The organism is Anoxybacillus thermarum, assembly GCF_000836725.1.
Taxonomy (GTDB): Bacteria; Bacillota; Bacilli; order Bacillales; family Anoxybacillaceae; genus Anoxybacillus; species Anoxybacillus thermarum.
Window position 1 is genome coordinate 1 of the sequence record NZ_JXTH01000023.1, and the last position, 12,688, is coordinate 12,688.

General features: G+C 42.0%; 9 protein-coding genes and 1 pseudogene. 9 read left to right on the top strand and 1 reads right to left on the bottom strand.

Annotation, left to right across the window (positions count from 1 at the left end; genetic code table 11):
- On the bottom strand, positions 1-227 hold a 227-nt coding region (locus tag LH47_RS07060; protein WP_043966012.1), incomplete at its 3' end, for a transposase.
- Positions 228-380: 153 nt separating this feature from the next.
- On the opposite strand from LH47_RS07060, the gene mutS reads away from it, so the two are divergent.
- The 9 genes and pseudogenes from mutS to LH47_RS07105 all read left to right on the top strand — a co-directional run bounded on the left by mutS (position 381) and on the right by LH47_RS07105 (position 12,685).
- Positions 381-2,945, top strand: a complete 2,565-nt coding sequence (gene mutS / locus LH47_RS07065) for a DNA mismatch repair protein MutS (protein WP_043966015.1) — start codon at positions 381-383, stop codon at positions 2,943-2,945.
- Positions 2,946-2,958: 13 nt separating this feature from the next.
- Complete coding sequence (mutL, locus tag LH47_RS07070) at positions 2,959-4,785, top strand: DNA mismatch repair endonuclease MutL (RefSeq protein ID WP_043966017.1); 1,827 nt, start codon at positions 2,959-2,961, stop codon at positions 4,783-4,785.
- Positions 4,786-4,902: 117 nt separating this feature from the next.
- Positions 4,903-5,838 carry a tRNA (adenosine(37)-N6)-dimethylallyltransferase MiaA gene (gene miaA, locus LH47_RS07075; RefSeq protein WP_043966019.1) on the top strand — a complete coding sequence of 312 codons (936 nt, stop codon included), beginning with the start codon at positions 4,903-4,905 and terminating at the stop codon, positions 5,836-5,838.
- 34 nt (positions 5,839-5,872) lie between these two features.
- On the top strand, positions 5,873-6,097 hold the full coding sequence (gene hfq / locus LH47_RS07080; protein ID WP_009362664.1) for an RNA chaperone Hfq: 225 nt from the start codon (positions 5,873-5,875) through the stop codon (positions 6,095-6,097).
- 118 nt (positions 6,098-6,215) lie between these two features.
- Positions 6,216-7,145 (top strand): stage V sporulation protein K, encoded by a 930-nt coding sequence (spoVK, locus tag LH47_RS07085; protein WP_019418281.1) that lies wholly within the window; start codon positions 6,216-6,218, stop codon positions 7,143-7,145.
- 123 nt (positions 7,146-7,268) lie between these two features.
- Positions 7,269-8,828 carry a fatty acid--CoA ligase gene (locus LH47_RS07090; RefSeq protein ID WP_043966022.1) on the top strand — a complete coding sequence of 520 codons (1,560 nt, stop codon included), beginning with the start codon at positions 7,269-7,271 and terminating at the stop codon, positions 8,826-8,828.
- 12 nt (positions 8,829-8,840) lie between these two features.
- Positions 8,841-9,983, top strand: a complete 1,143-nt coding sequence (locus tag LH47_RS07095; protein WP_043966024.1) for an acyl-CoA dehydrogenase family protein — start codon at positions 8,841-8,843, stop codon at positions 9,981-9,983.
- A 10-nt stretch (positions 9,984-9,993) separates the two neighbouring features.
- A pseudogene (locus tag LH47_RS07100) lies at positions 9,994-11,081 on the top strand (CaiB/BaiF CoA transferase family protein).
- Complete coding sequence (locus LH47_RS07105; RefSeq protein ID WP_043966026.1) at positions 11,078-12,685, top strand: long-chain fatty acid--CoA ligase; 1,608 nt, start codon at positions 11,078-11,080, stop codon at positions 12,683-12,685. Before LH47_RS07100 ends, LH47_RS07105 begins: the two are co-directional and overlap by 4 nt.
- Positions 12,686-12,688 lie beyond the last annotated feature (3 nt).

The following is a 12,688-nucleotide window of genomic DNA, read 5'->3' on the forward strand; positions in this document are numbered from 1 at the left end:
GAACGAATGCCAAAGATATAACGGATCAAGTACATTTTGAACAACACAACCGGATCAATACTTGGTCGTCCATGATCGGGTGAGTATAGGTCTTTGACAATGTCGTAAATAAAAGAGAAGTCAATCGCTTTTTCTAGCTTACGCACAAGGTGATCCTCAGGAACAAGGTCATCAATCTTTACCGTTGTTTCCATATGTCTACGATCTTCTTGATGACGTTGAAGCATCCGATTTCCCCCTCCTATAAATACCCTTATACCTATATATTAAAACAGCTTGTCGACTTTGTCGACAAGCTGAAACTAGGAAGTTTATTCTTCCTAGTTTTTATTTTTGTTATAATAATTGAAGTCAATATTTTGGGCGTTGGAGGAAAAATCATGGCTTATACACCAATGATTAAGCAATATTTAACAATTAAGTCACAATATAAAGATGCATTTTTGTTTTTTCGTCTCGGTGATTTTTATGAAATGTTTTTTGAAGATGCCATTAAAGCGTCACAAGAGTTAGAAATTACTTTGACAAGCCGCGATGGTGGCGGGGAGGAACGAGTGCCGATGTGCGGTGTGCCTTATCATTCGGCTGCCATGTACATCGAGCGTTTAATTGAGAAAGGCTATAAAGTTGCGATTTGTGAACAAGTCGAAGATCCAAAAACAGCCAAAGGGGTTGTTCGTCGAGAAGTTGTGCAACTCATTACTCCCGGAACAGTGATGGAAGGAAAGCAACTAGAAGAGAAAGCAAACAACTATTTAGCTTCATTAACGTCATTTGAAGATGGGACGTACGGATTTGCATATACGGATTTAACAACCGGTGAAAGTCGTATGACGATGCTTCATTCATTTGAAGATGTATTCAATGAAATTTACTCGATTGGCACGAAAGAAATCGTTGTTGCGACTGAGTACAAAGAACAATGTCAACCTCTGAAGGAGCGATATGCTCTTACTATTTCGAGTGAAGATGAAACAAAGATTCCACCTTCTTGTGAATCGATTGTTTCTCATTTGAAACAAGAAAAATTACTTGTGACGTTTGGAAGGTTATTAAATTATTTAATTAAAACGCAAAGACGGAATTTAGCCCATTTACAGCCTGTAGAATTGTATGAAGTTGATACACATATGAAAATCGATGTGTATTCCAAACGAAATTTAGAGTTAACAGAAACGATTCGAACGAAAGGGAAAGCGGGCTCTCTTTTTTGGCTTCTTGATGAAACGATGACAGCCATGGGTGGCCGTTTACTTAAACAATGGATTGACCGTCCATTATTAGATCGTGAAAAAATTGAGCAGCGATTACACATCGTTGAACAACTGCTCATGCATTACTTCGAGCGACAAGAATTACGAGAATATTTGCGCGGTGTATATGATTTAGAGAGACTGGCTGGGCGTGTGGCATTTGGAAATGTGAATGCGCGCGATCTCATTCAATTGAAAAAATCGTTAAAGCAAGTACCGTTCATTTCCACTCTTCTTATGAACATGCGTGACGAGCATATTCAATCATTTGCACAACATTTAGATGCATGCGAGGACCTTGTTCAATTGTTAGAAGAGGCGATTGAAGAAAATCCACCACTTTCTGTGAAAGAGGGTGGAATTATTAAAGATGGTTATAATGAAACGTTAGATCGATTTCGGGATGCTAGTCGAAATGGAAAAACATGGATTGCGCAGTTAGAAGCGAAAGAGCGGGAGTTAACAGGAATTAAGTCGTTAAAGATTGGTTACAACCGAGTGTTTGGATATTATATCGAAGTAACAAAGGCAAATTTGCATTTGTTGCCAGAAGGACGATATGAACGCAAACAAACGTTAGCTAATGCCGAACGATTTGTGACGAAAGAGTTGAAAGAAAAAGAAGCGCTCATTTTAGAGGCAGAAGAAAAAAGTATGGAACTAGAATACGAACTGTTTGTTTCTATCCGTGAACAGGTGAAGCAATATATTGTTCGTTTACAAAAATTAGCAAAATATATAAGCCAACTAGATGTTTTACAATGTTTTGCTACTGTGAGTGAAAAATATAACTACTGTAAGCCGCAGTTTTCTTATGATCGTCGTCTTGTCATTCAACAAGGGCGACATCCTGTTGTGGAGAAAGTGCTAGGATCGAACGTCTACGTTCCAAATGACTGTTATATGGATGCAGAACGAGAAATGCTTCTCATTACAGGTCCAAATATGTCTGGGAAAAGCACATATATGCGTCAAATTGCCTTGACAGCTATTATGGCGCAAATTGGGTGCTTTGTTCCAGCACAAGAAGCGGTATTACCGATTTTTGATCAAGTGTTTACGCGTATTGGGGCGGCTGACGATTTAGTGGCAGGTCAAAGCACATTTATGGTGGAAATGTTAGAAGCGCGTCATGCGATCGTCCATGCGACACAAAACAGCCTCATTTTATTTGATGAAATTGGTCGCGGAACATCCACATATGATGGGATGGCGCTTGCTCAAGCGATGATCGAATACATTCACGATCGCGTTGGTGCTAAAACGTTATTTAGTACCCACTATCATGAATTAACAGCGCTTGAACGACGATTGCCGCGTTTAAAAAATGTTCATGTTAGTGCAATTGAAGAAAATGGAACCGTCATCTTTTTGCATAAAATTAAAGAAGGTCCAGCGGATAAAAGTTATGGTATTCATGTAGCCCAATTAGCGAAGTTACCGTTAGATTTGATTCAAAGAGCGGAACAAATTTTACGTGAATTTGAAACAAATTCAACAGGTGTGGTGAAAGAAAATAGAGAAACGTTTGAGCAGTTAAGTATGTTTGAGGAGCAACACCACGAAGAGCGTTCGAGCGTATCGAAAAAAGAGAAAGAAGTGATCAAGCGCATTCAGTCTCTTCAGTTGCTTGATATGACACCACTTGAAGCGATGAATAAACTATATGAAATTCAAAAGCTATTAAAATGAAAGGAGGGAAATTGTGGGGAAAATTCGTAAGCTGGATGATGCGTTAGCAAATAAAATTGCGGCAGGAGAGGTTGTTGAGCGTCCAGCTTCTGTCGTGAAAGAACTTGTTGAAAATGCGATCGATGCCCATAGTACGATCATTGAAGTAGAGTTAGAAGAAGCGGGATTAGCGAAAATTCGCGTTGTTGACAATGGTGATGGATTAGAAGAGGAAGACTGTTTTTTAGCGTTCGAACGGCACGCAACGAGCAAAATTAAAGATGAGGCGGATTTATTTCGTATTCGTACGCTCGGTTTCAGAGGTGAAGCGTTGCCTAGTATTGCCTCTGTCTCGCATTTGGAACTGAAGACGAGCACAGGGGAAGGTCCGGGAACGTTGCTCGTTTTAAAAGGCGGAGAACTTGTACAAAATGGTCGGACGAGCAGTCGAAAAGGAACGGATATTACTGTTTCTCACTTATTTTTCAATACGCCCGCTCGCTTAAAATATATGAAAACGATTCATACGGAACTTGGACATGTTGTGGATGTGATGAATCGTTTAGCACTTGCTCATCCACATATTTCGTTTCGATTAACACATAATGGGAAGCAGCTGTTTTATACGAACGGAAATGGGGATGTGCGGCAAGTATTAGCAGCTATTTACGGATTTGATGTTGCGAAAAAAATGGTTGCGATTTATGCAGAAACGCTTGATTTTACGATTGATGGCTATGTTGCTTTACCTGAAGTGACACGCGCTTCCCGGAACTATATGACAACGATTGTAAATGGACGATATATTAAAAATTATCCGCTATATAAAGCGATTGAAGAAGGATATCACACGCTTCTTCCGATTGGACGGCATCCGATTGCATTTTTAAATATCGTCATGGATCCGCTTCTTGTAGATGTGAACGTTCATCCAGCGAAGTTGGAAGTGCGTTTTAGTAAAGAAGGAGAATTAAATGAACTTGTTCAACAAACGATCAGTCAAGCATTTCAAAAAAAGACGTTAATTCCTGAGGTAACGGCACCGCGAGTAGAAAAGCCGAAAACAGAGCAACAAACGTTTTCGTTTGAACATATCGTGAAAGAATCGCATATTGTTCCTCCACGTACAACAATTTCACATCATGAACAAGGAAAGAAAAAAGAAGAACGAATGGTGTTAGAGGAACGAGAAGAACGTGTTTACGAGAAGGATACGAAGCCGCTTGATGTCGAACCAATCGTTGAAAACAAACATGTAACAGATGAAACAAATCAAGAGCGCATTCCGCCATTATATCCGATTGGACAAATGCATGGGACGTATATTTTAGCTCAAAATGAAAATGGTTTGTATATTATTGACCAACATGCGGCACAAGAGCGGATCAAATACGAATATTTCCGTGAAAAATTAGCAACCGTGACAAATGAATTACAGCCGTTGCTTATCCCATTGACGCTTACTTATTCATCGAGCGAGTATGTACTGATCGAAAGCTATCGCGAACAGTTAGCTGCTTGCGGTGTGTTTTTAGAGCCATTTGGTCATAACAGTTTTATTGTTCGCTCTCATCCTCAATGGTTTCCAAAAGGGGAGGAAGCTACAATTATTGAGGAAATGATTAAGCAAGTGTTAGTGATGAAAAAAGTAGACATAAAGCAACTTCGCGAAAAAGCAGCAATAATGATGAGTTGTAAACAGTCGATTAAAGCGAATCAATTTTTGCGCAACGATGAAATATTTGCGTTGCTTGAATCGTTGCGTAAAACAAGCGATCCGTTTACATGTCCACACGGTCGTCCGATTATTATTCACTTTTCTACTTATGAATTAGAAAAAATGTTTAAACGAGTCATGTAAAAAGCGGATGTTTTTCATCCGCTTTCAAATAAAAATTTTTTAAAATGAGATGATAAAATGTACATCGTTTGTCTATAATAAATAAATGTGAATTAGCGCGGAAAGTAGTGGTATTTTATGGAAGAAAAAGTCGTTGTGTTACTTGGTCCAACGGCTGTAGGGAAAACAAAAATGAGCATAGAGTTGGCCAAGCGTTTACATGGAGAAATTATTAATGGAGACTCGATGCAAGTATATAAAGGATTAGATATTGGAACCGCTAAAATTCGTCAAGAAGAAATGGAAGGCGTGCCACATCATTTATTGAATATAAAGGAACCACATGAGTCTTTTTCTGTTGCAGAGTTTCAGACGCTTGCTCGCTCGCTCATTACAGATATAACAAAACGCGGAAAACTTCCGATCATCGTTGGGGGTACAGGGCTATATATTCAATCGGTGATTTACGATTATCAATTTTCAGATGCACCATCAAATGAAGCGTATCGCCAGTCGCTAGAACAATGTTCACCGATTGAACTTTACGAGCGACTCAAACAAATTGATCCACTAAGTGCGGAACGTATTCATCCGAATAACGTTCGTCGTGTCATTCGTGCATTAGAAATTTATCATTGCACAGGGAGAACAATGACAGAATGGCTAAAAGAACAAAAAAGAAAACTCGTGTATAACGCAGCACTCATTGGATTGACGATGGAACGTGAAAAACTATATGAACGCATTAATGAACGAGTAGATCAAATGATTGATCAAGGGCTGATTGAAGAAGTGAAACGATTGTATGAACAAGGTTTACGAGACTGTCAAGCGATTCAAGCGATCGGTTATAAAGAGCTATATGCATATTTAGATGGACAAATCACGCTTGAAGAGGCGATCGAACAGTTGAAACAAAACTCTCGTCGCTATGCGAAACGTCAGTTTACATGGTTTCGTAATCAAATGCCTGTTCAATGGTTTGACATGACTGATGATACAATGTTTGAAAGACGAGTAAATGAAATTTCGCATTACATAGAAGGAAAGTTTCACTTTGAGGCGAATATATAGACGTAATGTAGAGAGAAAAGAGGAGGACGAAGTAATGAAAAACACAATAAACATTCAAGACCAGTTTTTAAACCAATTGCGCAAGGAAGAAACGACGGTTACTGTCTTTTTACTCAATGGATTTCAATTGCGTGGTTTAGTAAAAGGATTTGACAATTTCACGGTACTATTAGAAGTAGATGGGAGACAACAATTAATTTATAAACATGCGATTTCTACGTTTGCACCTCAAAAAAATGTGAAAATTGAAATGGAGTAAGCCCAAATCGCTCACCATATCGGTGGGCGATTTTTTTTCGTTAGGCATTTGTCACGAAATAGGTGACAACAGCGTATATTGATAAAAGAAGCAACGATGAAGGAGAGGTGACGTCGCCTTGTCAGAGTTGACGATGAAGCAAACGAAAAGTCAAATTAATATCGTGCTTAATGCAAAAAACGTCAATTACTTATCGAAAGAAGAAACGACAAATCGAATTGATTATCATCAACATGCCGTGTTAAAAGAGATCCAAAAAGAACTCGATGAATTAGTCGGGTTAAATGAAGTGAAAAAATTAATTAAGGAAATTTACGCATGGTTATATATTAATAAAGCACGTCAAGCCAATGGATTAAAAGGGAATAAACAATCGCTTCATATGATTTTTAAAGGAAATCCTGGGACAGGGAAAACAACGGTGGCCCGTATTCTTGGAAAGTTATTTTTAGAAATGAACGTCCTATCTAAAGGACACTTTATTGAAGCAGAACGTGCAGACTTAGTTGGAGAATATATTGGACATACGGCGAATAAAACGCGCGATTTAATAAAAAAAGCGCGAGGTGGGATTTTATTTATTGACGAAGCGTATTCACTTGCACGCGGAGGAGAGAAAGATTTTGGAAAAGAAGCAATTGATACGTTAGTAAAAGGAATTGAAGATTTTTCGGATGATTTAGTCGTTATTTTAGCGGGATATCCAGCTGAAATGGATTATTTTTTGTCGTTAAATCCAGGATTACCTTCCCGCTTTCCGTTGATGCTCGAATTTCCTGATTACACAACGGAAGAGCTTGTACAAATTGCAAAACAAATGCTCCATATAAGAGAATACGAGCTTACTTCTGAAGCCGAGCGAAAGTTGCGCGAACATATTGAACAACTACTAGCTGGGGGATATCAAAGAAAATTTAGTAACGGTCGCTACATTCGAAATTTGATTGAAAAAGCAATTCGGAAACAAGCGGTACGTTTGTTGCATGAAGGGCGCTATGACAAAAAAGAACTGATGATCATAAGAGAGAGGGATTTAGTTGTTGAATAAATAGGGAAGGGAAACCTTCCTTTTTTATATTAGGAAAGAAGGGTTTCTTTTTTATTTGTAGAATATAATTTGAAAATAAAAAATATTATTTACATTAATAAAAAAGAGAAGGAGGGGTTTGTTTTGTATTTAACGATTGGTGAAGTGTTCACACAGACGGTAAGAAAGTTTCCGAAAAAAGAAGCGCTCGTGGATGTTCGTACAGGACTTCGCTATACGTACGAACAATGGGCAAAAGAAGTGGACAAACTTGCAAACGCTTTCTTAACAGCAGGGGTGCGAAAAGGAGATCGTGTATCGACCGTGTTATTTAATACGGCAGAGCTTGCAACCGCTTTTTTTGCGTGCGCGAAAATCGGCGCTGTCTTCAACCCGATTAATTTTCGCTTGCGACCAAAAGAAATCGCTTACATTTTAACGGATGCTACCCCAAAAATCGTACTATTTGAACAAGCGGTCGAACCACAAATCACAGCCATCCATCATGAATTTCCACACATTTCTTTTTGGATCATTGACGGACAAGTGCCAGCGTACGCTGCTTCTTACCACGAACAAATCCAACATGCAAGCGACGAACTTCCAGCAATCGACGTTTCCGAAAATGATTTGTATGCGATTATGTATACAAGCGGAACGACAGGGCGACCAAAAGGAGTGATGCATCGGCACCGCGACATGATTGAACAAAGCTTGATTTGCAATTCGGTCATGCGCATTCGTGAAACAGAGCGTGGGCTTGTTACCGCCCCAATGTTCCATTGCGCAGAATTGCATTGCTGCTTCCTCCCGCGCGTTCACGCAGGCGCAACGAACGTCATCGTTCACCATTTTGACCCGAAACAAGTATTAACCGTCATCGAACAAGAGCGCATTACCGTGTTATTTGCCGCACCGACGATGTGGAATATGCTTTTGCAAGAAAAATTGTCAGATTACGATTTATCCTCACTTCGCATCGGGTTGTACGGAGCGGCTCCGATGGCGCCAGTGCTTGTGAAAGAATGTAAAGAACGGTTAGGCATTGACTTAATTCAAGCATACGGCATGACGGAAATGGGCCCAGCGGTGACTTTCTTATACGAAGATGAACAGTTAACGAAAGCAGGATCTGCCGGACGCGCATGCTTAAACCACGAAATTCGCATCGTCAAACCGCGCGAAGACGGACCGTCTGATCCGGAGGACATATTGCCGCCAAGGGCAGTCGGTGAGATTATCGTCAAAGGCCCATGCATGATGGTCGGCTACTACAACCGCGAAGATGCGACGGAAAAAGCGATGTATAAAGGCTGGTATCATTCTGGCGATTTAGGCTATATGGATGAAGACGGATATTTATATGTTGCCGACCGCGTCGACGACATGATTATTAGCGGCGGTGAAAACGTCTATCCGCGAGAAGTAGAGGACGTGCTTTATGAACATGAAGGCGTGCTTGATGTTGCAGTGCTTGGCGAGCCGGATGCGCTATGGGGAGAAAAAGTCGTTGCATTTGTTGTGAAAAAGGATCCACAGCTTACCGAGGAACAGTTAGAGGCGTTTTGCAAACAAAGCGATAAGCTCGCTCCGTATAAACGGCCGCGTGCCTACTATTTTGTCGACGCATTGCCACGCAATGCGAGCGGGAAAATCCAAAAATTTTTGTTGCGCGAGCAAATGAAAAACATGGCGCAATCATAGGGTGGTGACAACATGGCAACGTATTTGCACGAAGAACATCACATTTTTCGTGAGGCGTTCCGTAAATTTTTGCAAAAAGAAGCGTATTCGTTTTATGCTGACTGGGAAAAACAAGGAATCATTCCGCGTGAGTTTTGGCGGAAAATGGGGGATAACGGGTTTCTTTGTCCGTGGGTAGACGAAACGTACGGTGGATTTAGTGCGGACTTTGGCTATTCGGTCGTGATAAATGAAGAATTAGAAAAGGTAGGATCAAGCCTTGTCGGTATCGGCTTGCATAACGATATCGTCGTTCCGTATATCGCATCATATGGAACAGACGAGCAGAAGAAAAAATGGCTGCCAAAATGCGTGTCTGGGGAAATCATTACCGCTATTGCGATGACTGAACCAGGGGCAGGTTCTGATTTGGCGGGCATTTCGACAACGGCGGTAAAACAAGGCGACTACTATATCGTCAACGGGCAAAAAACATTTATTACAAACGGCATTCATGCGGATTTAGTGATTGTCGTCTGCAAAACGGACCTAAGTGCAACCCCGCCGCATAAAGGCATAAGTCTTCTTGTCGTTGAACGAGGAACACCGGGATTTACACGCGGTCGGAAGCTCGAAAAAGTTGGATTGCATGCTCAAGATACAGCCGAGTTATTCTTTAGCGATGCAAAAGTTCCAGCAGAGAACTTGCTCGGGGAAGAAGGAAAAGGATTTTACTATTTGATGGAAAAATTGCAGCAAGAGCGCCTTATTGTCGCCATCGCTGCGCAAACAGCAGCAGAAAGGATGTTTGACTTAACGAAACGATATGTGAAAGAGCGTACGGCGTTTGGGAAAACGATTAGCCAATTTCAAACGGTTCAGTTTCGGCTTGCGGAAATGGCGACGGAAATTGCATTAGGGCGTGCGTTTCTCGATGATGTTATCGAGCAACATATTGCGAGGAAAGACGTCGTAGCGAACGTATCGATGGCGAAATGGTGGATTACGGAAATGGCAAAGCGTGTCTCTTCTGAAGGCATGCAGCTTCACGGAGGATATGGTTATATGGAAGAATATGAGATTGCAAGACGCTATCGCGACATTCCGGTTAGCACCATTTATGCCGGAACGAATGAAGTAATGAAGATGATCATCGCGAAACATCTTGGGCTTTAGGGGGGGTTTGTTGCTTGACGGAATTAAAGTCATTGATTTTTCCCATTATCTTCCCGGTCCGTTTGCAAGCCTTCGTTTAGCAGACTTAGGCGCGGAAGTTGTGAAAATTGAGCCAAAAACAGGGGATATGATGCGGAAGCTTACTGATGACTGCATTTTTGAAGCGAACAATAAAAATAAACGAAGCATTGCCGTCGATTTAAAAAACGTGCAAGATGCCGATGCCGTTCGGCAGCTCATTAGCCAAGCGGACGTCGTTATTGAAAGTTTCCGTCCGGGGGTGATGAGGCGGCTCAGATTAAGTTACGAAGATGTGTATGCCCTCAACCCATCGATCGTTTACTGTTCGATCAGCGGCTACGGACAGCATAGTCGCTATGCGTCATTCGGAAGTCATGATTTAAACTATATGGCGTTAACAGGCATGCTCGCTCAATTCAAAGATGAAAGTGGCCGTCCTGTTCATCCAACGATTACGCTTGCTGATTTCATTGGTAGCATCCATGCTGTCGAACAAATTGTCTCTGCGTTATACGCTCGCGAGCGAATGGGGAAAGGGAGATACATTGACCTTTCGCTCGTCGATGGCCTACTTTCGATGATGACGAACCACATTGTGCTGGAGCATCATACCGGACAAAAAAACGGCATTCCAATATTAGCTGGCACAGTCGTGTCATACCATTTGTACGAAACGAAAGACGGTCGCTATATGGCGCTTGCGGCGCTTGAAGCGCACTTTTGGCGCAATTTTTGCGCTGCAGTTGGCAAGTTCGAATGGTATGAAGGACATTTATCGGCAGCTTGTGACGATAATTCTTTGTTTCTTGACATGAAACAATTGTTTCGCATGAAAACGTTTCAACAATGGATCGCTTTTTCAGAACAAGTCGATTGTTGCTTAACGCCAGTATTAGAAACGGATGAAGTGAAAACTCAATTTGCAAATAACGCGTACCGAAAGATGATCCATATCAATAACGACCAAATGGAAGTAGCAACTCGCTATGATGAACATTTTTTACGAAGCGCACACGTGCGCCAAAAGTCAATGAACACGAACATCTTTTATTGACGAAGGGGAGTGATCGAGAATGATGAACGTTCCATTAAATATTGCGACAATGCTTGAACGGGCAGAACGGTTTTTTCCGAAAAAACAAGTCATTTCGCGGATGAAGAATGGTCTTGTCCGCCATACGTATCAAGAAATTGGTGAACGGACGAGAAAGCTTGCTAGTGCATTACGAACGCTTGGTGTCAATACAGGCGACCGCGTCGGTACGTTCGCCTGGAACCATCATCGCCATTTAGAAGCGTATTTTGCGATTCCAGGCATCGGAGCGGTGTTGCATACGATCAATATTCGCTTGTCGCCGCAACATATCGCCTATATTATTAATCATGCAAACGACCGTGTACTACTGATTGATGACGACTTGCTACCGATCATTGAACGAGTGCAAGACGAAATAAACGTCGAAGCGTTTATCATTATGACTGATGATCCGATGCTTCCAGAAACGACGCTTGCTCCTGTTTACCATTATGAAGAATTGCTACAACAAGCTGAGCCGATTTCATTTGTCAAAGATCTCGACGAGCATCACCCTGCTGGGATGTGTTATACGTCTGCGACAACTGGAAATCCGAAAGGTGTGTTGTACTCTCATCGCGGCATCGTTCTCCATAGCATGGCGCTAGGGCTTGCAGATAGTGCCGCATTGTCGGAATCGGATGTGGCGCTTCCAGTCGTGCCGATGTTCCATGCGAATGCGTGGGGCTTGCCGTTTGCAGCGGTTTGGTTCGGGACGACGCTTGTCATGCCGGGGGCGGCATTTACGCCGAAAATATTAGCCGAGCTGATGGAACAGGAGAAAGTGACCCTCGCTGCCGGTGTGCCGACTGTTTGGCTTGGGTTATTGAACGAGTTGGAGAAAGGTTTATATGACTTACGCAGCGTGACGCGCATTTTATGTGGCGGCTCAGCAGCGCCAAAAGGAATGATTCGCGCCTTTGAAGAAAAATACGGCATTCCGTTTGTACACGCTTACGGCATGACAGAAACGAGCCCGCTGGTCGTCTTATCGCGTTTAAAAAGCTACCAGCAGCACGTATCGAACGAAGAAAAATTGGACATTCGTGCGAAACAAGGATTTCTTGTCCCTGGAGTAGAAATGAAAGTGATTGGAAAAGACGGCGAAGTGGCGTGGGACGGAACGGAAATGGGCGAACTATGCTTGCGCGGCCCGTGGATTGCCGATGAATATTATAACGACGAGCGAAGCAAAGACGCGTTTCGCGATGGGTGGTTATATACAGGGGATGTTGTCACCGTCGATGAAGAAGGGTTTATTAAAATCGTTGACCGTACAAAAGACGTCATTAAAAGCGGCGGCGAATGGATTTCGTCTGTCGATTTAGAAAATGCCTTGATGGCGCACGAAGCAGTGTTTGAAGCGGCCGTCGTGGCAGTTCCGCACCCGCAGTGGCAAGAGCGCCCGATCGCTTGCGTCGTAGTAAAGGAAGGAAAAAGCGTGACAAAAGAGGAACTATACGACTTTTTACGGCCGCAATTTGCGAAATGGTGGCTGCCAGATGAAATTGTCTTTATGAACGAAATTCCGAAAACGAGTGTCGGGAAATTTTTAAAAATGAAATTGCGTGAGCAGTTGCGCGATTATTTTACAAACGTTCAATAGGAG

Excerpts from the sequence above, each read along its gene's own strand:
- mutS (WP_043966015.1), top strand. The coding sequence starts at position 381 with ATGGCTTATACACCAATGATTAAGCAATATTTAACAATTAAGTCACAA.
- miaA (WP_043966019.1), top strand. The coding sequence starts at position 4,903 with ATGGAAGAAAAAGTCGTTGTGTTACTTGGTCCAACGGCTGTAGGGAAA.
- hfq (WP_009362664.1), top strand. The coding sequence starts at position 5,873 with ATGAAAAACACAATAAACATTCAAGACCAGTTTTTAAACCAATTGCGC.
- LH47_RS07095 (WP_043966024.1), top strand. The coding sequence starts at position 8,841 with ATGGCAACGTATTTGCACGAAGAACATCACATTTTTCGTGAGGCGTTC.
- LH47_RS07105 (WP_043966026.1), top strand. The coding sequence starts at position 11,078 with ATGATGAACGTTCCATTAAATATTGCGACAATGCTTGAACGGGCAGAA.